The following is a 21,175-nucleotide window of genomic DNA, read 5'->3' as shown; positions in this document are numbered from 1 at the left end:
CACGAGGTAGTGGCCGTATTTTCTATGCTGGCTTGCGATGACAGGCTTCATAAAGCGGTAGGAGCTCGCGAATGCTATTGACGATAAATTGGGTCGCATCCAGTGAATCCAATTCGGCTTTTTCTGCATTTCGCCCGATGCACCAAAAATCGTCGTCAGAACGCAACGTTAAATCGGTCGGCGAAAGCGTCTTGACTTGACGAAAATCATCGTATTCGCTTTCATCACCGCGCCAAATATCAAACTCCGCAAAGGTGGTAAAGTCCATATTTTCGAGCCATTGGTTATATTGTTGCACATTAATTTGTGAACGATCGGCGCGATAGCAATGCCAATCTAAACTGACGGACAAACGGCGAGAGTTTAATAATACCGATAAAATCGCCGCGGAATTAAGATGATCTTCATACTTAAAATAAGCAAAAAAATGTCCGCGTACCTGCCACCCATTCGTCCAACTTTCAATATGCGGTTTAGCAAAAGGCGCACCGAGTTCTGTGGACGCTTGCAAAATGGTCGCTTTCCAGTTTTCCCAATGGGCTTTATAGTCAGCTTTAATGCGCGGAATCTCTTCCGGGCAAAATTTTTTCATTTGAGCAAATTGGAAAAAAGGAAGATTAAATAGCTCACAAGCACTGGCATTAATTAGGTTCATATTTAACTCATTTGTGTAAAGAAATCACGAATGCCCACCAACATATTATTAATGGCAACGGCGGCTAAAATTAATCCCATGACGCGACTAATCACCGCTGCGCCGGTGTTACCAATCCAACGTTGAATGCGGTTGGCGGCGAGGAATAAAAGATAGGTAATCAACAACACAGAAAGCATGATTAAGGTTGTCATGGTTTGATCGAACAGGCTGAAACGATGGTTGTCGGTGAGCAACACAATCGCCATCATGGCGCCGGGTGAGGCAATAGACGGCACAGCTAACGGATACACGGCGAGTTCGTTGAGATTGGATGAGAGTTTAATTTCTTGTTCCGGTTTGCCTTCGCCGAAAATCATGGTCAAAGCGAACAGTAATAACACCAAACCGCCGGCAATTTGGAAGGCGGTGAGGGGAATTTGCATGGCTTCTAACAAGGCTTGTCCGGCGATGAGGAAGAAAATCAAAATACCGGCGGAAATCATCACGGCTTTACGTGCGATTTTTCGGCGATCTTCTACGGATAATCCAACGGTTTTGGTTAAATAGACAGGAATGGAGCCAATCGGGTCAATAACCGCCCATAGCACGACAAATTGAACGACGAGAGAATCAAACATTGGCAACTCCAATAAAAAAGTGGAAAATAACCTACGTATTTTATGAACTGATATCTTATATTAAATTCGTTATAAACCAATGCTTTTTTTCACAAATTTAACCCTAAAACGGGGCTTGACTACGCTCCTCGAAAACGCCAACGCCACCATTAATCCGGGACAAAAAGTTGGCCTGGTCGGCAAAAACGGTTGTGGCAAATCCTCATTATTTGCGTTGCTTAAAAATGAAATGAGCGCCGAAGGTGGCGAGGTGTCTTTTCCGTCAACGTGGGCGTTGGCGTGGGTGAATCAAGAAACGCCCGCACTGGATTGCCGCGCCATTGATTATGTGATTCAGGGCGACCGTGAATACAGCCGTCTGCAACAGGCATTGCAACAAGCGAACGCGGAGAATGACGGCAATGCGATTGCCACGTTGCATAATCAACTTGATGCCATTGATGCTTGGACGATTGAAGCACGCGCCGGCGAGTTATTGCACGGTTTGGGGTTTTCTCAGGCGGAATTAGTGCAACCGGTGAAGGCGTTTTCCGGTGGTTGGCGGATGCGGTTGAATTTGGCACAGGCACTGATTTGTCGCTCTGATTTATTATTGCTCGATGAACCGACCAACCACTTGGATTTGGACGCCGTGATTTGGTTGGAGCGTTGGTTAAAACAGTATTCGGGCACATTGATTTTAATCTCGCACGATCGCGACTTTTTAGACCCGATTGTCGGCAAAATTCTGCATATTGAACAACAAAAACTCAATGAATACACGGGCGATTATTCTTCCTTTGAATTGCAACGGGCAACGAAATTGGCGCAACAAAATGCCATGTATCGTCAACAACAACTGAAAATCGATCACTTGCAGCGCTATATCGACCGTTTCAAAGCCAAAGCCACCAAAGCCAAACAGGCGCAAAGCCGTATTAAGGCATTGGAACGCATGGAAAAAATTGCGCCGGCTTATGTGGATAATCCGTTTCATTTTGAATTTCGTGAACCGCTCTCCCTGCCAAGTCCTCTATTAATGATGGAAAACGCTTCTGCCGGTTATGGTTCGGGTGAAAGTGCGGTGGAAATTTTAAGTAAAATTAAACTGAATTTGGTGCCCGGTTCACGTATCGGGTTGCTCGGTAAAAATGGTGCAGGGAAATCCACCTTAATTAAATTATTGGCAGGCGAAATCCCCCCGACCGGCGGCACGATTCAATTGGCGAAAGGTGTGCAGTTAGGCTATTTCGCACAACATCAATTAGATACGCTACGTGCGGATGAAAGCGCCTTGTGGCATTTGCAAAAAATTGCGCCTCAACAAACAGAACAACAACTTCGCGATTATTTAGGTGGCTTTGCTTTTCACGGCGACAAAGTGAATCAGCCGGTGGCGTCTTTTTCCGGTGGTGAAAAAGCGCGTTTGGTGTTGGCACTTATTGTGTGGCAACGCCCGAACTTACTGTTGCTAGATGAACCGACCAACCACTTGGATTTGGATATGCGTCAGGCGTTGACCGAAGCGTTGGTGGATTATCAAGGTTCTTTGGTGTTGGTGTCGCACGATCGCCATTTGTTGCGCAATACCGTGGATGAATTCTATTTGGTGCATGATAAGCAAGTGGAAGAATTTAAAGGGGATTTGGCAGATTATCAGAAGTGGCTAAACGAGCAAAACGCGCAGCCAACGGCGATAAAAGAACAAAATGAGCCCAGTGAAAATGAAAATTCTGCCGCTAACCGTAAAGAACAAAAACGTAAAGAGGCGGAACTTCGCCAACAACTTGCGCCATTACGCAAACAGGCAACGGAGCGAGAAACTCAAATGGAAAAACTGGGGGCTAAATTACAGCAGATTGAAACAGATTTGGCGGATCCGAGTTTGTACGACGCAGAAATGAAAGCAAAATTAACCGCACTTTTAGCCGAACAGGTGCAGGTGAAAAAGCAGTTGGAAGAGGTAGAAGTTGACTGGTTGGCACTGCAAGAAAGCATAGAAGACATCATGTTTCAAGCAGAATAAGACGCAAAATAATTGTGTTTTGGAAGCGGTATCACATTATTTTTAAAAAGATCAAAATTTCACTTGATACTGTATATTGATACAGTTATTATAAGCGCAAATTTTGATAATGATTTTCCCGAGGTATAAACATGGCAACTCAAGAAGAAAAACAAAAAGCGCTCGAAGCCGCGTTAGGTCAAATTGAAAAACAATTTGGTAAAGGCGCCATCATGAAATTAGGCGACAGCCAAAAATTGGATATTGAAGCGATTTCCACCGGTTCCTTCGGTCTTGACTTAGCGTTAGGGATCGGCGGTTTGCCAATGGGACGTATCGTTGAAATTTTTGGCCCGGAATCTTCCGGTAAAACCACCTTGACGCTTTCTGTTATCGCCGAAGCGCAAAAAGCGGGTAAAACCTGTGCCTTTATCGATGCAGAACATGCCTTAGACCCAATTTATGCCTCTAAACTGGGCGTGGATGTGAAAGAGTTGTTGGTTTCTCAACCGGACAACGGTGAGCAAGCGTTAGAAATCTGTGATGCCTTAGTACGTTCCGGCGCGGTGGATGTGATTATTGTTGACTCCGTTGCAGCCTTAACGCCGAAAGCGGAAATTGAAGGCGACATGGGTGATTCTCATGTGGGCTTGCAAGCACGTCTTATGTCTCAAGCGTTGCGTAAATTGACCGGACAAATTAAAAATGCCAACTGTTTAGTGATTTTCATCAACCAAATTCGTATGAAGATCGGCGTGATGTTTGGTAACCCGGAAACCACTACCGGTGGTAACGCACTGAAATTCTATGCCTCTGTGCGTTTAGATATTCGTCGTGTCGGGTCAATCAAAGAAGGCGATGAAGTGATTGGTAACGAAACCCGCGTGAAAGTGGTGAAAAACAAAGTTGCACCGCCATTCCGTCAAGTGGATTTCCAAATTCTGTACGGTGAAGGCATTTCTAAAGAAAGCGAATTGATTGATCTTGGCGTAAAACACAAGCTCATCAGCAAAGCCGGTGCATGGTATGCCTATGAAAACGAGAAAATCGGTCAAGGTAAAACCAATGCAATGAAATGGTTAAAAGAGAATCCGGAGCAAGCGAAATTAATTGAAAGCACCTTGCGTGATGAATTATTGGCGCATCCGGAAACAGCCATTACCGCCGATGTTGAAGACGAAGTAGCTGAATCTGATTTCGAATAAAATAAGTAATAGGTAAAGTGCGGTGAAAAAAGACCGCATTTTTTCTATCTGTTTTTTAACCATAATCACAAGTAACACAATATGTCCTCCTTTGCCCTCAATTATGTGATGAATTTACTTTCTCGCCGTGAATACAGCGAATTTGAACTGCGTTGTAAAATGCAGGAAAAAGCGTTTTCTGAGGAAGACATTGATCAGGCCATCGCCCATTGCCAGCAAAAAAATTGGCAAAGTGATCAACGTTTTACCGAAAGTTATTTGAACAGCCGTTCTCAGCGAGGCTATGGCATTAATCGAATTAAACAAGAATTGCGTCAATTAAAAGGGATTGACAGCGCAACCATTGAAGCGGTTATCCGTGAATGCGATATTGACTGGTCGGCATTGGCGTTAAATGTGTTACGCAAAAAGTTTCCTGATTATAAGGAAAAGCAACCGCCGAAAATGCGCCAAAAAATTTGGCAATACATGCTGTCACATGGGTTTCATCAAGAGGATTTTGCGGATTATGTGGGCACTGGTGAGTGTGAGGACGAGTTTTGATCTCGAAAAATAACAAGGAAAATGACCGCACTTTGCGTTAAGTGCGGCCATTTTTTGATTAGATTACTGCGGTTTCACCACAACATTGAGCAACTTGCCGGCAACATAAATCACCTTAACGATTTGCGTTCCGTCGGTAAAGCGTTTGACGTTTTCATCGGCAAAGGCAATCGCTTTCACACTTTCTTCATCTGCTTCTGCAGCCACAGTGACCTTACCACGCACTTTTCCGTTCACTTGAACCACAATCAATTTTTCATCTTCAATCATCGCATCAGGATCCGCTTCCACCCAAGGGGCAAAGTCGATAATGTCTTGATTACCCAGTTCTTTCCATAAACGGAAACAAATGTGCGGCGTAATTGGATAAAGCATACGCACCACAGCACTCAAGGCTTCCGCCATCACGGCGCGATCTTGTTCGTCATCCAACGGCGCGCGGGTCAACTTGTTCATTAATTCCATGATTGCCGCAATCGCCGTATTGAACGTTTGACGACGACCAATGTCATCGCTTACTTTCGCAATGGTTTTGTGGACATCACGACGTAACGCTTTTTGAGCGCTAGAAAGTGCGGTCGGATTAACGGCTGTTTTTGTCGGATTTTTGCTGTATTCAAACACCAAATTCCATACACGCGCTAAGAAACGTTTCGCCCCTTCCACACCGGATTCTTGCCATTCCAAGGTCATTTCCGCAGGCGAGGCAAACATCATGAACAAGCGCACAGTGTCCGCACCGTATTTTTCTACCATTTCTTGTGGGTCGATGCCGTTGTTTTTGGATTTCGACATTTTCGTCATACCGGCGTGCACCAACTCATGACCTTCGTCATCCACCGCTTTCACGATACGACCTTTGTCGTCACGCTCTAAAGTCACTTTGGTTGGCGAAACCCAAATACGTTCATTGGTCGGGCTGGTGTAATAGAACGCATCCGCTAACACCATGCCTTGGCACAGTAATTTATTTGCTGGTTCATCACTGGTCACCAAGCCTGCATCACGCAATAATTTATGGAAGAAACGGAAATACAATAAATGCATGGTCGCATGCTCGATACCGCCGATATATTGATCCACCGGCAACCAGTAGTTCGCTTCTTCGCTGTTTAACATGCCTTGTTGATATTCCGGGCAAGTGTAACGGGCGTAATACCAAGAGGATTCCATAAAGGTATCGAAGGTGTCGGTTTCTTTTAATGCCGGTTTGCCTTGATAGGTGGTTTTCGCCCATTCCGGATCCGCTTTAATCGGGCTGTTCACGCCATTCATCACCACATCTTCCGGCAGAATGATGGGTAAATCTTCCATTGGCACCGGCACTACATCGCCGTTTTCCAAGGTTAACATTGGAATCGGCGCACCCCAATAACGTTGACGGGAGACGCCCCAGTCGCGTAAACGGTAATTCACTTGGCGTTTGCCCACACCTAACTTTTCTAATTTGTCGGCAATGCCATTAAATGCCGCATCAAATGGCAAGCCATTAAACTCACCGGAATGAATCAGTTTGCCGTGTTCGGTAAAGGCTTGTTTGGTTAAATCAATTTCTTCACCGTTCATCGGTTCGATCACTTGTTTCACTGCCAAACTGTATTTTTGTGCGAATTCATAGTCGCGCTGATCGTGCGCCGGTACAGCCATTACCGCGCCAGTACCGTAGTGCATTAATACAAAGTTCGCCACCCACACAGGCACTTGTTCACCGGTTAACGGATGTACCGCATACAAACCGGTAGCCATACCTTTTTTCTCCATGGTGGCAATGTCCGCTTCCGCAACTTTCGTATTTTTCGCTTCTTGAATGAACTCTGCTAATTCAGGATTATTTTGCGCAGCAAGCGTTGCCAATGGATGAGCTGCCGCTACCGCCACATAACTCACGCCGTAGAAGGTGTCCGGACGGGTGGTATAAACGGCTAATTTTTCGTTGGTATCTTTAATATCAAAGGTGATTTCCACGCCTTCAGAACGACCAATCCAGTTACGTTGCATGGTTTTGACTTGATCCGGCCATTGTGGCAAATCGTCTAAGCAGCTCAATAATTGCTCGGCATAGTCGGTAATTTTAATAAACCATTGTGGAATTTCTTTCTGTTCCACTGGTGTATCACAGCGCCAACAACAACCTTCATGCACCTGCTCGTTTGCCAAGACGGTTTTATCGTTCGGGCACCAGTTCACCGTAGAGGTTTTCTTATACACTAAGCCTTTTTTGTATAACTCGGTGAAGAACCATTGCTCCCATTTATAATATTCCGGACGGCAAGTGGTTACTTCGCGATCCCAGTCATAACTAAAACCTAGCAGTTGCAACTGGTTTTTCATGTACTCAATATTTTCGTAAGTCCATTTTGCCGGGGCGGTATTATTTTTTACTGCCGCACCTTCCGCCGGCAAACCAAACGCATCCCACCCCATTGGTTGCAACACGTTTTTGCCAATCATGCGTTGATAACGAGAAACCACATCACCGATGGTGTAATTACGAACATGTCCCATGTGCAAACGACCGGATGGATACGGCAACATGGAAAGACAGTAATATTTTTCTTTGTTGTTATCTTGTACCGCTTTGAAAGTTTTATTGTCCTGCCAGAATTTTTGCACTTCCGGTTCAAGCAAATCAGGACGATATTGTTCTTGCATAAAAAATCACCTTAAAAATAGACCGCACTTTAGCGGGTTTTAACTTAGAAAATACTTCATAGAATAGCGTAAAATGGGGAAAAATAACAGGAAGACGTGCGGTGTTTTTTATTCTTTTACAAAATGCCAAGAGTGATATACTAGCGCGCAATTTTTAGCGAACAAAAGAGACATTTTTATGACAACTCAAGCACTCAGTGTCGTCATTTTGGCGGCCGGCAAAGGCACCCGTATGTATTCCGATTTACCTAAAGTCTTACATCCGATTGCAGGCAAACCGATGGTAAAACACGTGATTGACACAGCGAAACAACTTGGCGCGCGCAATATTCATTTGGTTTACGGACACGGTGGCGATTTGATGCAACAGCGTTTGGCGGCGGAACCGGTGAATTGGGTGTTGCAAACAGAACAGCTCGGTACAGGCCATGCCATGCAACAGGCCGCACCGTTTTTTGCTGATGACGAAAATATTTTGATGGTGTACGGCGATGGACCGATGATCACGCCTGAAACCTTGCAAAAGTTGATTGATGCCAAGCCTGAAAATGGCGTTGCTGTTTTAACGGTGGTATTGGATAACCCAACAGGATATGGCCGAATTTTACGTGAAAACGGTAAAGTCGTTGGTATTGTGGAGCAAAAAGATGCCTCACCGGAACAACGGGAGATTCGGGAGATCAATACGGGGGTTTTAGTTGCTGACGGCGCGAGTTTTAAAAAATGGCTTGCTCAGTTAGACAATAATAATGCGCAAGGCGAGTATTACATTACAGATGTCATTGGTTTAGCAAATCGTGATGGACGCGCTGTTGTTGCAGTACAAGCTGAGGATTTTATGGAAGTTGAAGGTATCAATAACCGTCAACAATTAGCGCGTATGGAACGTTATTTTCAGCGTAAACAAGCTGATAAACTGATGTTGGCAGGCGTGATGTTGTTAGATCCTGAGCGTTTTGATTTGCGTGGCAACTTGACTCACGGTAAGGATGTTGAAATTGATGTTAACGTGATTTTAAACGGCGAAGTGCGGTTGGGAAATCGCGTGAAAATCGGTGCCGGTTGTGTGCTGACAAACTGTGATATCGGCGATGATGTGGAAATCAAACCGTATTCCGTATTGGAAGATGCCACTGTGGGCACCAATGCGGCTATTGGTCCATTCTCCCGCTTGCGTCCGGGCGCAGAACTGGCAGAAAACACCCATGTGGGCAATTTCGTGGAAATTAAAAAAGCGCACATCGGCAAAGGCTCCAAAGTGAACCACTTAACCTATGTGGGCGATGCGGAAATTGGTCAAAATTGTAATATCGGCGCAGGTGTGATTACCTGTAACTACGATGGTGCCAATAAATTTAAAACCACTATCGGCGATAACGTCTTTGTCGGCTCCGATAGCCAACTTATCGCACCGGTGACCATTGAAAGTGGTGCGACGATTGGCGCCGGCTCCACTATCCGCTACGATGTTAAACGCGACGAACTGGTCACCACCCGTGTGCCACAAAAACACGTGCAAGGTTGGGAAAGACCGAAGAAGAAATAATTCGGTTTAATCGAAGTTAAGCATTCACAAGAGCAATATGGCTTTGCTGTATTGCTCTTTTTTATATTTTTTGAGCAACTTCAAATCTCGATCTATTCATCACTATAATTATGTATGCATTCACGTTAAACTAAAGGCATATCGTTAAAATGCGATGTGGAAATGCGCCGGATTTGATTTCAGAGGATAGGCACTTTCTATCCACTTCGGAAAAGGCGAATGTATTTGATTGGAGAATAACATGAAACATTACGATCCGTTACGTATTGAATGGGATTGCCGGCGTGGGATGCTGGAATTGGATAAGGTCATCATGCCGTTTTATAAACAGCATTTTGAGCAGTTAAGCGAGCATAAAAAAGCCATCTTTGTTCGCTTGTTGGCTTGCAGTGATTTGCAGTTATTTTCTTGGTTCTTTAATCATGGCGAGATTGCGGATCCGCAATTGGCTGACATGGTGCAGGAAATTCAACAAAAGCTCAACCTAACACATTGATTTGCATTGTTTTATTCATTTTTATAAAAGAACTGAACTTTTTTTTATTCATTTCGTCTAATTTGCTGTAAGCTTGCTGGCTTTGAAATTAAAGTTTGTGAGACGTAATATTTGAGGTGATATGGCTGAACAGCTAACAGATCAAGCTTTGGTAGAAAGGGTGCAGCAGGGAGATAAGAAAGCTTTCAATTTGTTGGTATCGCGTTATCAAAATAGAGTAGCCGGATTGTTAACGCGGTATGTTTCACCGAATGATATTCCCGATGTTGTACAAGAATCATTTATAAAAGCCTACCGTTCTATCGGTGCTTTTCGTGGTGATAGTGCTTTTTATACTTGGCTATATAGAATCGCAGTAAATACTGCAAAAAATTATTTAACGGCACAGGGTCGCCGTCCTCCAAATGAAGATATTTTGGCTGAAGAGGCAGAGTCTTACGATGTCGGATCGAATTTACGGGATGTGGCAACACCTGAAAACGAAATGTTATCTAACGAATTAAAGAAAATTGTGTTTGATACCATTAAAGGCTTACAAGAAGATTTACGCACAGCAATTACTTTGCGCGAAATTGAAGGATTGAGTTACGAAGAAATTGCGGAAATTATGGAATGTCCGGTGGGGACGGTCAGATCACGAATTTTTAGAGCACGTGAAATTATTGAAAGCAAGGTCAAACCGCTTTTACAACGTTGATTAAAAATAGGAATACCTCTACGGTTAGTTGGAGTACAAACATGCAAAAAGAATTACTTTCAGCATATATGGACGGTGAGCAAGTGAATCCTACGTTCACCGAACAATTATGCCAAGATGCGGAATTGCAGGAAAGTTGGGAAGATTTTCACACCATCCGTTCTATTATGCGTAAAGAATCGAATGTTGTGTTAGGTGCTGATTTCACCGCCAAAATGGAAAGCTTAATTGCAACAGAAGAGATTCAAGTGTCTAACGCAATGACGTCTCAACCGTTGCCGCAGGAAGTGGAAAATGCGCCGTTCATGCAAAAATTAAAAGCGTGGTTTATGCCGATAACACAGGTTGCCGTTGCAGCAAGCGTGTGTTTGGTAGCCGTATTAGGTGTGCAGTCTTTTAATGCGAAATCTACCGTTCAAAGTGCGGTAGATGCGCCAGTACTACAGACTTTGCCTTTTAACAATGGTGTGCAAGAAGTGAGTTACAATGCGCCAAGCAAAGATGTGATGACAGCTGAGCAGCTTGAGCAAAAAAATAAGCGTATTGGTGCGATGTTGCAAAGTTATGAACTACAACGCCGGGTTTATGCTGATTCCATCAATTTGGGGCAAAACCGCAACAATAAATAATCCTGCGTTTCGGGATGACCATTTTGTAAGAATTCACCACCATTTTTGGTGGTGAATTTGTTTATTAGGAATTTGATCATGTTAAAAACATTTCTAAAAACCACCGCACTTTTTTTCTTACTCAGTACTTCATTTTCTTCTGTCGGTGCCGAAACGCTTTCGGCGAAACAGTTGTTGCAGGAAATGAAGAAAGCCGCCGATCAGCTCAATTATGAGTTTTCTTTTGTGCAAACCACGCCGTCCAATATGGATTCGTTGCGTTATCGTCATTTTAAAGTGAACGGCAAAACATTTGCACAATTAGTGACGCTTGATGGTGCTCAACAAGAAATTATTCAACGCGATAAATTAATTAGCTATTTCCAGCCAAACTATCAACCTTTTAGTATTAACAGCGAAGGCATTACCGATAATTTGCCGCCACTTATTCGTGCGAATTTTGATACCTTGGAACAATACTATGATTTTGTGAATATCGGGCGTAATCGCGTAGCGGATCATGTGGTACAAACCATTCGAATTTTGCCGAAAGACGATTTTCGTTATCAATATGTTGCTTTTATTGATGAAGAGAATAACTTGCTGTTGCGCAGCGATATGTTGGATCGCGATGGCAATTTATTGGATCAATTCCGTGTCGTTAATGTGTATGTGGGAAATGGAATTTCAGGCTTAGTGGATTATTTCAATCAAGTGGCTTTCCCTCCATTACTCATGGATAAAAATGCCAATCAAACGCCAAACTTTACTTGGGCGCCGGGTTGGTTGCCACAAGGTTTTAAAGCAGTAAATCGTAGTATTGAACGTGATAGCAATGATAAAATTGAATCACAACTTTATAGCGATGGACTTTTTTCTTTTACGCTATATGTATCTGACAAAATGACTGAAAATACACAGCCGGATAATACTTGGCGACAAGGCGCATACACGATTTATAACGAAACCGTGGGCAATAAAGAGGTAACAATTATTGGGCAATTACCGATTTCTACGGCAAAACGTATTGTGCAAGACATTCAATTTAACAAAAACTAAATAGGCTTATTATGTTGACAGAAAGTGCGGTCGTGATTGAATACGAATCCGGCAAGGCGAAAGTCAAATGCCAATCACAAAGTGCCTGTGGCAGTTGTGCCGCGAAATCCGCTTGTGGAAATTCCGCCTTATCGGAATTAACCGGTAGCGGTGCGCGTGGTGAGTATATTTTCACCGTTGAAACCATTACACCGTTAAAAGTTGGGCAGAGGGTGGAGATTGGTTTGTCTGAACATTCTTTGATCAAATCGGCGTTACTGATGTATTGCGTGCCGTTGTTCACCTTATTATTCAGCACGCTGTTGTTTGATTCGTTGTTGAGTCACGAGCTTGTCAGTGTATTTTTTATTTTTATTTCAACCGCACTTTCCTTCCTTGGTGTGCGCTGGTATGCCCAAAAACTGAACTGTAAATCGGCTTACCAACCGGTGTTATTACGCGTACTTTAACGTAGATGACGCTCTATTTTATCGCATTATTTCGTCTCTAGGCGATGGCTTTGAGCCTTCCTTATGTTTCATTGGAAGGCCAAGCATTGACAACGGCTTTAACCAGCGTGGCGAGCGGAATTGCGAAAAATACCCCCCAGAATCCCCACAAGCCGCCAAAAATGAGCACCGCAATAATGATAATCAGCGGATGTAAATTCACGGCTTCCGAAAAAAGAAAAGGCACAAGTAGGTTACCGTCTAAGAGCTGTGTGATGATAAATGTAATCACGATGTACCAAAACGTATGGGTATCACCGAACTGAAAAATCGCAACTAGCACGACAGGAATAGTCACTAACACCGCACCGATATAAGGCACTAATACGGAAAGTCCGACCGCTACGGCTAATAATAATGGGTAATTTAAGCCGAAAATGAGAAAGATGGCGTAGGTGATGATGGTGACCACCAAAATTTCCATTAATTTTCCACGAATATAATTGGCGATTTGTTGTTGCATTTCTAACCAAACTACAGAGGCTAATGTTCGGTTACGCGGTAGAAAACGGCTGACGCCGGCAATTAATTGTTCTTTATCTTTCAGCAAGAAAAAAATCATGAGTGGCACAAGAAAAGAATAAATCCCCAATGTCACTAAGTTCATGATCGAGGAAAGAGAGAGCTTTAAGGCAGATTCGCCTAAACCGAGAATTTTAGTACGCACGGAACTGAAAATAGAATCAACCATTTGATAATCAATCAATTCCGGATAATGTTCCGGCAAGGAGAGCAGCCATTCATTAAATTTATTGAACATATGTGGTAAATCGCCTAATAATCCCGCCATTTGCCCCCATAGATTAGGGATTAAAACGACAACAATTAAGAAAACCAAGCCGATAAATCCACCTAAAATAATGGTGCTAGCGAGTAGTCTTGGACATTTTAAGCGCGTATTTAACCAACGAACGGGCCATTCTAAAAGATAAGCAAGCACAATGGCAACGAGCAAGGGGGCAATCAAATCACTCAAAAAATAGATTAAGATAAAGCCAAACAACAAAATGGCAAATAATCCCATCGCTTGCGGATCGCTGAAACGACGAGCGTACCACGTTTTTAACATTTCAATCATAATAAATACCTCTGTAAAACGGGTACGATTATAAGTTAAAATTTGAGCGAATCACATATACAGAAGGAATTTCCATGTCACTTATTCTTTTTCATAATCCTCGTTGTTCAAAAAGTCGTGAAACATTAGCTTTATTAGAACAGCATCATATTCATCCTAAAATTGAGCTTTATTTGCAAAACACCTATACACCGGCTGAATTACAGCATCTTGCAGATAAACTAGGCATCAGTGATGTTCGACAAATGATGCGAACAAAAGATGCGTTATATGGCGAACTGGGTCTGGATAACCCGAATTTGAGTCAGGAGGCGCTTTTGCAAGCGATTAGTCAACATTCCTCACTTTTAGAACGTCCCATTCTTATTAACGGCAATAAAGCCAAAATAGGGCGCCCGCCGGAAAGTGTATTGGCTATTTTAGATTAGAAAAAATGCAATTATTTTTGACCGCACTTTGAAGGGGGGGGATGAATTAACTGCTTGCCGCGTAAAAACTGATTGAAGCGTAAATTGGGTACGGATTTGATGATTGAAATAACCTAAAAAAATACCCTGCTTTTGCAGGGTATTTATTTTGTTCTCTGTGTAAAATTATTCAGTAACGATACTTACGTATTTACGGCTTTTCTCACCTTTTACTTCAAATTTTACTTTACCATCGGCTGTCGCGAATAAGGTGTGGTCACGTCCCATTCCAACGTTGTTGCCTGCGTGGAATTTAGTACCACGTTGACGAACGATGATGCTACCTGCTAATACAGATTCGCCACCGAAACGTTTAACACCAAGGCGTTTAGCTTCAGAATCACGACCGTTACGAGTTGAACCACCAGCTTTTTTAGTTGCCATCTACTTGATCTCCTCTGAAATTATGCTTGAATCCCAGTGATTTTCACTTCTGTGAACCACTGACGATGACCTTGTTGTTTACGGCTGTGTTTACGACGACGGAACTTAACGATTTTTACTTTATCGCCACGACCTTGCGCAACTACTTCAGCCACTACTTTTGCACCAGCAACGACTGGGGCACCGATTTTAACATCTTCACCATTAACGACCATCAACACTGAATCGAATTCAACTGTTGCGCCAGTTGCAAGTTCAAGTTTTTCTAAACGAACCACTTGACCTTCGCTTACTCGGTGTTGTTTACCGCCACTTTGGAAAACTGCGTACATAAATACTCCGCTATCATTGTGCTCTAATGTTGTTTCATTTCGCACATAAAATTCATATAAATAGGGCGCAAATTCTACGTAAAAATTTGCCTTATGGCAAGGACTTCTTTAAAAGAAAATAAAAAATCCCACAAATTCCCCGGAACGATTTCAGAAAGCCTAAAAAATCAGGTAAAATCGACCGCACTTTATGCCTCAGTTTTAACGTAACCGGCCTTATGTAGCTCAAATTAACCAAAATGAAGACAACAAACTTAATGGATATGACGGCAATCCAGGCGTTAAGCCAAGCGGATATGCAAAAAGTGAACGAATCGATTTTAGCCCAGCTGAACTCAGATGTGGTGCTGATTAATCAATTGGGATTCTATATCGTACAAGGCGGTGGTAAGCGTATTCGTCCGTTAATCGCGGTATTGGCGGCAAGAGCCTTGGGTTTTGAAGGGCAAAAAGCCATTACCTGTGCCACTTTTGTCGAATTTATTCATACGGCATCTTTGTTGCATGATGATGTCGTCGATGAATCGGATATGCGTCGCGGACGTGCCACAGCCAATGCGGAGTTTGGTAATGCCGCAAGCGTGTTGGTGGGCGATTTCATTTATACTCGCGCATTCCAATTAGTTGCTCAGCTGGAATCGTTAAAAATTTTGCGCATTATGGCGGACGCCACCAATGTGTTGGCAGAAGGCGAAGTACAACAATTAATGAATGTGAATGATCCGCAAACCAGCGAAGAAAATTATATGCGGGTAATTTACAGCAAAACCGCTCGTTTATTTGAGGTGGCGGCGCAAGCGGCCGCAATCATTGCCGATGCGGATGACGAGCAGGAAAAAGCATTACAGAATTACGGTCGTTATCTCGGTACGGCATTCCAGTTGGTGGATGATGTGCTAGATTATAGCGCGAGTGCCAAAGCGCTCGGGAAAAATGTGGGTGATGATTTAGCTGAAGGCAAACCGACCCTTCCTTTATTACACGCGATGCACCACGGCAACCCGCAACAAGCCGCATTAATTCGTGAGGCTATTGAGCAAGGCGGAAAACGCGAGGCGATTGATGAGGTGTTAGCCATTATGGCAGAACACAAATCCTTAGATTACGCCATGGATCGCGCTAAACAAGAAGCGCAAAAAGCCGTTGATGCGATTCAGATTTTGCCGGAAAGCGAGTATAAACAAGCGTTAATTTCTTTGGCCTATTTATCGGTAGATAGAAGTTATTAAAATGACAGAACAACAATCTCAAAGTGCGGTCGGTTTTCAACATAAAACACGCAAACAAAAACCGCGCAAAGATCCGAACGCACCGTTTATTCGTGAAAAACTGGAATTGCCAAATGGGCACAATAAACTGCTTTTGCATTCCTGCTGTGCCCCTTGCTCAGGTGAGGTGATGGAGGCCATCTTGGCATCCGGTATTGAATTTACGATTTATTTCTACAACCCGAATATCCACCCGTTAAAAGAATATTTGATCCGCAAGGAAGAAAATATTCGTTTTGCGCAAAAATTTGGCATTCCGTTTATTGATGCCGACTACGATCGTCAAGAATGGTTTGATCGTGCTAAAGGCATGGAATGGGAGCCAGAGCGCGGCATTCGTTGTACTATGTGTTTTGATATGCGTTTTGAAAAAGCGGCTGAATATGCACATGAACACGGTTTCCCTGTGTTCACCAGTTGCCTTGGCATTTCCCGCTGGAAAGACATGGAGCAAATTAACGGTTGCGGTCATCGTGCGGCAGAAAAATATGACGATGTGATCTATTGGGATTACAACTGGCGTAAAGAAGGCGGCTCACAACGGATGATTGAAATCAGTAAACGCGAGCGTTTTTATCAGCAAGAATATTGCGGTTGCGTTTATTCTTTACGTGACAGTAATAAATGGCGCGAGCAAACTGGTCGTCAAAAAATTGAAATTGGTAAACTTTATTACTCACCGAATCAGTAAATTATTCTATGTATTAATTTATGGCAGATAAATTTCAGGCGAAGCTTGCTTTTCTAGGGTGTTTATCTGCCTTTTCTTTCTTCTTTTTAACTGTTATTTCTTCTACCTCCAACAGGTAAAATTCTTCGAAAAATCTGCTTTTTTACTAGCGGGGAAAAGCGCAACTCGGTAGAATAGCCAGTCAATTTTTATGAACCATTAGAGTAAATTTTAGCCAGTATGACGCAAAAACTACATATTAAAACTTGGGGCTGCCAGATGAATGAATACGATTCATCTAAAATGGCGGATTTATTACACAGCACACACGGTTTGGAACTTACCGAGGTGCCGGAGGAAGCGGATGTTCTATTGTTGAATACCTGTTCCATTCGTGAAAAAGCACAGGAAAAAGTCTTCCATCAATTAGGTCGTTGGAAAGAATTAAAGAAAAATAATCCGAATTTATTGATTGGTGTCGGCGGTTGTGTGGCATCGCAGGAAGGCGAACATATTCGTACTCGTGCGCCTTATGTGGATATTGTTTTTGGGCCGCAAACGTTGCATCGTTTACCGGAAATGATTAATCAAATTCGTGGCGGAAAAAGCTCCGTTGTGGATATTAGTTTCCCAGAAATCGAAAAATTTGACTGTCTGCCGGAGCCGCGCGCTGAAGGCCCAACCGCGTTCGTTTCTATTATGGAAGGCTGTAATAAATATTGTACTTATTGTGTGGTGCCTTATACCCGTGGTGAGGAAGTAAGCCGTCCGGTGGATGATATTTTATTTGAAATTGCACAGTTAGCCGCACAGGGTGTGCGTGAAGTGAACTTGCTTGGTCAAAACGTGAACGCTTATCGTGGCCCGACGTTTGACGGTGAAATTTGTACCTTTGCGGAATTATTGCGTTTAGTCGCTGCCATTGACGGTATTGACCGTTTACGTTTTACCACGAGCCATCCGATCGAATTCACCGACGATATTATCGATGTGTATCGTGATACGCCGGAGCTGGTGAGTTTCCTTCATTTGCCGGTGCAATCCGGTTCAGACCGTGTGTTAACCATGATGAAACGCGGACATACCGCGCTTGAATACAAATCCATTATTCGCAAACTAAAAGCGGTACGTCCGAATATTCAAATCAGCTCTGATTTCATCGTGGGGTTCCCAGGCGAAACCAATGAAGATTTCGAGCAGACCATGAATTTGATCGCTCAAGTGAATTTCGACATGAGTTTCAGTTTTATTTATTCTGCCCGTCCTGGTACACCAGCGGCAGATTACCCAGATGATGTGACTGAAGACGAGAAAAAACAACGTTTGTATTTGTTGCAACAACGCATCAACAATCAAGCGGCTCAATTCAGTCGCGCGATGTTAGGCACGGAGCAGCGCGTGTTGGTAGAAGGCCCGTCGAAGAAAGATATTATGGAATTAACCGGTCGTACGGAAACCAACCGTATTGTGAATTTCCAAGGTACGCCGGAAATGATCGGGAAATTTGTCGATATTAAAATCACCGACGTATTCACGAACTCCCTACGTGGTGAAGTGGTACGCACCGAAGACCAAATGGGCTTGCGTGTGTTGCAATCGCCACAAATGGTAATTAACCGCACCCGTAAAGAAGATGAACTGGGTGTTGGTCGTTACACAGGCTAATTTATCGGATAAACATGAAAAAACCTCGCGATGTTGGCGAGGTTTTTTATTGCGACTATTTCTGCTTTTCGAGGAAAATTAAATATTCTTCTAACATTTCGATGGCTTCCAAGCAACGGGCGCGACGTTGTTCTAGTTGTTCCAGTTTCAATCGGTTAAATGGAAGTCCCTCTCTCTGTGCTTCACTTAAACTATCTTGCTCGTGCTGAATTTTTTCATTAAAAGACGCTAAATATTCATAGTATTTTGCCAAGCGTTCGCGCGGTGGCAGACTGTGTACGGGATGTTGACGTTTATTTTGCAGTTTATTTTCTTCTTTATCTTTAACCGGAAAGAGCTGCGCATCTTGCTGTTGACGCGTTAAGGCATCCGAAAGTGCGGTACATTGTGCGGATAGTTTTTGCGTATAAAACTGCCATGCTTCAATGTTATCGCTTTCAATCTGTTCAAGCTGCATAAGAGAGTGTTCGATCTGCTCAAAATAAAATGCCGTTTTTTGCCAATTTTCCGTAAACAGATTGGGTGAAAATTTTGAGTAAACAATCTCTTCTTTTTGCGAGGCATAACGTGCAAAGAAATGCTGAAGGCTTTGTTTTAAGCGTTGCGTGGAAATGTTGTTCATAGACATAAAAAAGCAAAAGTGCGGTGGAAAATTTAGGTGTTTTTCCGACCGCACTTTTAGGGTTAGAGAGTCATTGCTGCAAGCCAGCCGAAGGCTAACAACGGAATGTTATAGTGAATGAAGGTTGGTACAACAGAATCCCAAATGTGGTCGTGTTTACCATCCATATTCAAACCGGATGTCGGTCCTAAGGTTGAGTCGGAAGCCGGTGAACCCGCATCACCTAATGCTGCCGCAACGCCCACGATAGACACTGTAGCAAGTGGGGAGAAGCCGAAAGACAAACAAAGCGGTACATAAATCGAGGTGATGATTGGCACGGTAGAGAAGGAAGACCCGATCCCCATGGTGATCAATAAGCCGACGAATAACATTAAGAATGCGGCCAGTCCTTTACTTTGTAAGCCTTGCCCTAAGGTTTGCACTAAGTCAGTTACACCGGTAGTTGTGTTAATCACATTGGCGAAACCGGAGGCAGCGATCATCACGAAACCGATCATGGCCATTAAGCGTAAGCCTTGTTGGAAAATGTCGTTACTTTCTTTGAGCTTAAAGATACCGAACACGGCAAAAATGACTAAACCGACTAAACCACCGATGATCGTAGAGCTTGTCACTAATTGCGTCGTGAAGGTAGCCACAATCGCAACAAGGCTTGCGGTAATTTGTTTTGGTGTAATGTTAGCAATGTGTTGCTCAATGTCTTGTGTTGTTGGTTCTGCTGTGGTGACGGCATATTCACGCGGTTTGCGATAAGTGATAAATACGGCAGTCAATAAACCTAAAATCATCCCGGTTACCGGAATCATCATAGCGAGGGAGACTTCACCTACCGTTGTTTGTAACCCTAATGAGGCACCGACATTATTAATATTTTTCACCAAAACGCTTTCGATAAAGATTTTACCGAAACCCACCGGCAATAACATATAGGTGGCGGTTAAACCGAAAGTGAGGACGCAAGCCACGGCACGACGGTCAATTTTTAGTTTGTTGAACACAGCAAGTAGCGGTGGAACAACAATTGGAATAAACGCAATGTGCACCGGTAACAGGTTTTGTGATGAAATCGAGAATAAGACCAAAATCCCCAATAAGGCATATTTGAACATGGCAATCCCATTGGCAGAGGGGGTTTTATTCATGCGGGTAATCACTTTATAGGCGAGTAAATCAGTGATGCCGGATTTGGAGATGGCAATCGCAAAGGCACCAAGCATGGCATAGTTCATTGCCACTTCAGCACCGCCACCAAGGCCGCCGGTAAAGGTTTCAATGGTTTTTGTTAGGCCTAAATCGCCGATTAAACCTGCGGTGAGGGCAGAAATAACCAAGGCAACGACCACGTTAATTCGCAACAAGCTGAGAATCAGCAGGACTGCGATGGAAATAACAACTGGATTGGTTAGCATTTTTTTGTCCTTATGATTAAGTTATTGATAATTTACTAGAGAAATAAAATTTGTCTAATAAAATCAGCGGCTAATTTCTGAGGAATTTATTTTTACGGTAAAAAAACAAACCCCTCGAAAGTCAACTTCCGAGGGGTTTTAAAGGGTATCGTTTTATTCGTGCCTGCTCGGAAGTTATCTTCCAAGCACACCAAATACCTGAAAGATCATTCAGTTACGTGGTGATGATGGTGACGACGAATAAAGCGCATTTTAGAATCTCCTATGTGAATTGCTTTTTAAGCTACTTCAAAAAAAATTTTACTGCAAGTGTTTTTTCAAAAAAATGTGAAGTGCGGTCGATATTCTTGATGTTTTTTACGTTTCGAAGAAAACATACAGGAATTTGCCTCAGTTTGTTTTAGGATTTTCGCCGATATGCAATAAACGCATACGAAACCTATTTAGTTGAAAAAACACGGTAAAATCTCACCGCACTTTTTAGAATCGTAGCGTGCAACTTGTTGCACGAATAAAAACGCTCGTGAGGAAAATCATTCGTAGCATGCTACGCACGAAATCATGAATGCCCGAAAGGGTTAAATGACGTTCCGTGCCTGGTTTGTTCGTGCATCAAGATGCACGCTACAATATGAAATCACGCTCCCCGTAGCGTGCAACTTGTTGCACGAATAAAAACGCTCGTGAGGAAAATCATTCGTAGCATGCTACGCACGAAATCATG

21 protein-coding genes and 1 other annotated feature are annotated in these 21,175 nt (G+C 43.2%); of the genes, 13 read left to right on the top strand and 8 right to left on the bottom strand.

Annotation, left to right across the window (positions count from 1 at the left end):
• Positions 1-22: 22 nt before the first annotated feature.
• Positions 23-655, bottom strand: coding sequence for an HI_0552 family protein (locus QZ106_RS00860; RefSeq protein WP_295973088.1), 633 nt, complete (start codon positions 653-655; stop codon positions 23-25).
• 2 nt (positions 656-657) lie between these two features.
• On the bottom strand, positions 658-1,275 hold the full coding sequence (locus tag QZ106_RS00855; RefSeq protein WP_021615505.1) for a MarC family protein: 618 nt from the start codon (positions 1,273-1,275) through the stop codon (positions 658-660).
• Positions 1,276-1,354: 79 nt separating this feature from the next.
• Between QZ106_RS00855 and QZ106_RS00850 the strand changes: the two genes are divergently transcribed.
• The 3 genes from QZ106_RS00850 to recX all read left to right on the top strand — a co-directional run bounded on the left by QZ106_RS00850 (position 1,355) and on the right by recX (position 5,007).
• The gene (locus QZ106_RS00850; RefSeq protein ID WP_295973086.1) at positions 1,355-3,280 is read left to right on the top strand and encodes an ABC transporter ATP-binding protein; all 1,926 of its coding nucleotides are present in this window, start codon (positions 1,355-1,357) and stop codon (positions 3,278-3,280) included.
• Positions 3,281-3,411: 131 nt separating this feature from the next.
• The gene (gene recA, locus QZ106_RS00845) at positions 3,412-4,464 is read left to right on the top strand and encodes a recombinase RecA (RefSeq protein WP_295973084.1); all 1,053 of its coding nucleotides are present in this window, start codon (positions 3,412-3,414) and stop codon (positions 4,462-4,464) included.
• Between the two features lie 81 nt (positions 4,465-4,545).
• A complete protein-coding gene (gene recX / locus QZ106_RS00840; RefSeq protein ID WP_295973082.1) occupies positions 4,546-5,007 on the top strand; it encodes a recombination regulator RecX in 462 nt (153 codons plus the stop codon).
• Positions 5,008-5,070: 63 nt separating this feature from the next.
• Here recX and leuS read toward each other — a convergent pair whose 3' ends face one another.
• On the bottom strand, positions 5,071-7,659 hold the full coding sequence (leuS, locus tag QZ106_RS00835) for a leucine--tRNA ligase (RefSeq protein ID WP_295973079.1): 2,589 nt from the start codon (positions 7,657-7,659) through the stop codon (positions 5,071-5,073).
• A gap of 178 nt (positions 7,660-7,837) precedes the next feature.
• Here leuS and glmU point away from each other — a divergent pair, with 178 nt between their 5' ends.
• From glmU to QZ106_RS00805, 6 genes are all read left to right on the top strand, one after another.
• Complete coding sequence (gene glmU, locus QZ106_RS00830; RefSeq protein ID WP_295973075.1) at positions 7,838-9,205, top strand: bifunctional UDP-N-acetylglucosamine diphosphorylase/glucosamine-1-phosphate N-acetyltransferase GlmU; 1,368 nt, start codon at positions 7,838-7,840, stop codon at positions 9,203-9,205.
• A 241-nt stretch (positions 9,206-9,446) separates the two neighbouring features.
• Positions 9,447-9,701 (top strand): succinate dehydrogenase assembly factor 2, encoded by a 255-nt coding sequence (locus QZ106_RS00825; protein ID WP_295973074.1) that lies wholly within the window; start codon positions 9,447-9,449, stop codon positions 9,699-9,701.
• A 121-nt stretch (positions 9,702-9,822) separates the two neighbouring features.
• Positions 9,823-10,398 carry an RNA polymerase sigma factor RpoE gene (rpoE, locus tag QZ106_RS00820; protein WP_021615491.1) on the top strand — a complete coding sequence of 192 codons (576 nt, stop codon included), beginning with the start codon at positions 9,823-9,825 and terminating at the stop codon, positions 10,396-10,398.
• A 41-nt stretch (positions 10,399-10,439) separates the two neighbouring features.
• On the top strand, positions 10,440-11,027 hold the full coding sequence (locus QZ106_RS00815) for a sigma-E factor negative regulatory protein (RefSeq protein ID WP_295973069.1): 588 nt from the start codon (positions 10,440-10,442) through the stop codon (positions 11,025-11,027).
• Between the two features lie 78 nt (positions 11,028-11,105).
• Positions 11,106-12,065: a sigma-E factor regulatory protein RseB gene (gene rseB / locus QZ106_RS00810; protein WP_021615489.1), complete on the top strand. Its 960-nt coding sequence runs from the start codon at positions 11,106-11,108 to the stop codon at positions 12,063-12,065.
• Between the two features lie 11 nt (positions 12,066-12,076).
• Positions 12,077-12,514: a SoxR reducing system RseC family protein gene (locus QZ106_RS00805; protein WP_295973061.1), complete on the top strand. Its 438-nt coding sequence runs from the start codon at positions 12,077-12,079 to the stop codon at positions 12,512-12,514.
• Positions 12,515-12,575: 61 nt separating this feature from the next.
• On the opposite strand, the gene QZ106_RS00800 is transcribed toward QZ106_RS00805, so the two are convergent.
• Complete coding sequence (locus QZ106_RS00800) at positions 12,576-13,631, bottom strand: AI-2E family transporter (protein WP_295973059.1); 1,056 nt, start codon at positions 13,629-13,631, stop codon at positions 12,576-12,578.
• Positions 13,632-13,705: 74 nt separating this feature from the next.
• Here QZ106_RS00800 and arsC point away from each other — a divergent pair, with 74 nt between their 5' ends.
• Positions 13,706-14,059 carry an arsenate reductase (glutaredoxin) gene (gene arsC, locus QZ106_RS00795; protein WP_295973056.1) on the top strand — a complete coding sequence of 118 codons (354 nt, stop codon included), beginning with the start codon at positions 13,706-13,708 and terminating at the stop codon, positions 14,057-14,059.
• Between the two features lie 165 nt (positions 14,060-14,224).
• On the opposite strand, the gene rpmA is transcribed toward arsC, so the two are convergent.
• Positions 14,225-14,482: a 50S ribosomal protein L27 gene (gene rpmA / locus QZ106_RS00790; protein WP_005539872.1), complete on the bottom strand. Its 258-nt coding sequence runs from the start codon at positions 14,480-14,482 to the stop codon at positions 14,225-14,227.
• A 20-nt stretch (positions 14,483-14,502) separates the two neighbouring features.
• Positions 14,503-14,814, bottom strand: coding sequence for a 50S ribosomal protein L21 (gene rplU / locus QZ106_RS00785; RefSeq protein WP_005695431.1), 312 nt, complete (start codon positions 14,812-14,814; stop codon positions 14,503-14,505).
• Between the two features lie 239 nt (positions 14,815-15,053).
• On the opposite strand from rplU, the gene ispB reads away from it, so the two are divergent.
• The 3 genes from ispB to miaB all read left to right on the top strand — a co-directional run bounded on the left by ispB (position 15,054) and on the right by miaB (position 18,417).
• Positions 15,054-16,043, top strand: a complete 990-nt coding sequence (gene ispB / locus QZ106_RS00780; protein ID WP_295973052.1) for an octaprenyl diphosphate synthase — start codon at positions 15,054-15,056, stop codon at positions 16,041-16,043.
• 1 nt (position 16,044) lies between these two features.
• Positions 16,045-16,773, top strand: coding sequence for an epoxyqueuosine reductase QueH (locus tag QZ106_RS00775; RefSeq protein ID WP_021615484.1), 729 nt, complete (start codon positions 16,045-16,047; stop codon positions 16,771-16,773).
• Between the two features lie 219 nt (positions 16,774-16,992).
• On the top strand, positions 16,993-18,417 hold the full coding sequence (miaB, locus tag QZ106_RS00770) for a tRNA (N6-isopentenyl adenosine(37)-C2)-methylthiotransferase MiaB (RefSeq protein WP_109128104.1): 1,425 nt from the start codon (positions 16,993-16,995) through the stop codon (positions 18,415-18,417).
• 55 nt (positions 18,418-18,472) lie between these two features.
• Here miaB and priC read toward each other — a convergent pair whose 3' ends face one another.
• Positions 18,473-19,039 carry a primosomal replication protein PriC gene (gene priC, locus QZ106_RS00765; RefSeq protein WP_295973167.1) on the bottom strand — a complete coding sequence of 189 codons (567 nt, stop codon included), beginning with the start codon at positions 19,037-19,039 and terminating at the stop codon, positions 18,473-18,475.
• Positions 19,040-19,101: 62 nt separating this feature from the next.
• Positions 19,102-20,451 carry a Na+/H+ antiporter family protein gene (locus QZ106_RS00760; RefSeq protein WP_295973044.1) on the bottom strand — a complete coding sequence of 450 codons (1,350 nt, stop codon included), beginning with the start codon at positions 20,449-20,451 and terminating at the stop codon, positions 19,102-19,104.
• A gap of 102 nt (positions 20,452-20,553) precedes the next feature.
• Positions 20,554-20,682, bottom strand: a sequence feature (His leader region).
• Between the last annotated feature and the right edge of the window lie 493 nt (positions 20,683-21,175).

The sequence above is a fragment of the uncultured Aggregatibacter sp. genome (genome assembly GCF_901873365.1).
Lineage (GTDB): Bacteria > Pseudomonadota > Gammaproteobacteria > Enterobacterales > Pasteurellaceae > Aggregatibacter.
The sequence above is the reverse complement of the archived record's forward strand: the minus strand, read 5'-3'. Positions and strand labels throughout refer to the sequence as shown.

What these genes read in the sequence shown, in the direction of transcription:
- QZ106_RS00860 (WP_295973088.1), bottom strand. Translation starts at nt 655, where the DNA reads ATGAACCTAATTAATGCCAGTGCTTGTGAGCTATTTAATCTTCCTTTT.
- QZ106_RS00855 (WP_021615505.1), bottom strand. Translation starts at nt 1,275, where the DNA reads ATGTTTGATTCTCTCGTCGTTCAATTTGTCGTGCTATGGGCGGTTATT.
- QZ106_RS00850 (WP_295973086.1), top strand. Translation starts at nt 1,355, where the DNA reads ATGCTTTTTTTCACAAATTTAACCCTAAAACGGGGCTTGACTACGCTC.
- recA (WP_295973084.1), top strand. Translation starts at nt 3,412, where the DNA reads ATGGCAACTCAAGAAGAAAAACAAAAAGCGCTCGAAGCCGCGTTAGGT.
- recX (WP_295973082.1), top strand. Translation starts at nt 4,546, where the DNA reads ATGTCCTCCTTTGCCCTCAATTATGTGATGAATTTACTTTCTCGCCGT.
- leuS (WP_295973079.1), bottom strand. Translation starts at nt 7,659, where the DNA reads ATGCAAGAACAATATCGTCCTGATTTGCTTGAACCGGAAGTGCAAAAA.
- glmU (WP_295973075.1), top strand. Translation starts at nt 7,838, where the DNA reads ATGACAACTCAAGCACTCAGTGTCGTCATTTTGGCGGCCGGCAAAGGC.
- QZ106_RS00825 (WP_295973074.1), top strand. Translation starts at nt 9,447, where the DNA reads ATGAAACATTACGATCCGTTACGTATTGAATGGGATTGCCGGCGTGGG.
- rpoE (WP_021615491.1), top strand. Translation starts at nt 9,823, where the DNA reads ATGGCTGAACAGCTAACAGATCAAGCTTTGGTAGAAAGGGTGCAGCAG.
- QZ106_RS00815 (WP_295973069.1), top strand. Translation starts at nt 10,440, where the DNA reads ATGCAAAAAGAATTACTTTCAGCATATATGGACGGTGAGCAAGTGAAT.
- rseB (WP_021615489.1), top strand. Translation starts at nt 11,106, where the DNA reads ATGTTAAAAACATTTCTAAAAACCACCGCACTTTTTTTCTTACTCAGT.
- QZ106_RS00805 (WP_295973061.1), top strand. Translation starts at nt 12,077, where the DNA reads ATGTTGACAGAAAGTGCGGTCGTGATTGAATACGAATCCGGCAAGGCG.
- QZ106_RS00800 (WP_295973059.1), bottom strand. Translation starts at nt 13,631, where the DNA reads ATGATTGAAATGTTAAAAACGTGGTACGCTCGTCGTTTCAGCGATCCG.
- arsC (WP_295973056.1), top strand. Translation starts at nt 13,706, where the DNA reads ATGTCACTTATTCTTTTTCATAATCCTCGTTGTTCAAAAAGTCGTGAA.
- rpmA (WP_005539872.1), bottom strand. Translation starts at nt 14,482, where the DNA reads ATGGCAACTAAAAAAGCTGGTGGTTCAACTCGTAACGGTCGTGATTCT.
- rplU (WP_005695431.1), bottom strand. Translation starts at nt 14,814, where the DNA reads ATGTACGCAGTTTTCCAAAGTGGCGGTAAACAACACCGAGTAAGCGAA.
- ispB (WP_295973052.1), top strand. Translation starts at nt 15,054, where the DNA reads ATGAAGACAACAAACTTAATGGATATGACGGCAATCCAGGCGTTAAGC.
- QZ106_RS00775 (WP_021615484.1), top strand. Translation starts at nt 16,045, where the DNA reads ATGACAGAACAACAATCTCAAAGTGCGGTCGGTTTTCAACATAAAACA.
- miaB (WP_109128104.1), top strand. Translation starts at nt 16,993, where the DNA reads ATGACGCAAAAACTACATATTAAAACTTGGGGCTGCCAGATGAATGAA.
- priC (WP_295973167.1), bottom strand. Translation starts at nt 19,039, where the DNA reads ATGAACAACATTTCCACGCAACGCTTAAAACAAAGCCTTCAGCATTTC.
- QZ106_RS00760 (WP_295973044.1), bottom strand. Translation starts at nt 20,451, where the DNA reads ATGCTAACCAATCCAGTTGTTATTTCCATCGCAGTCCTGCTGATTCTC.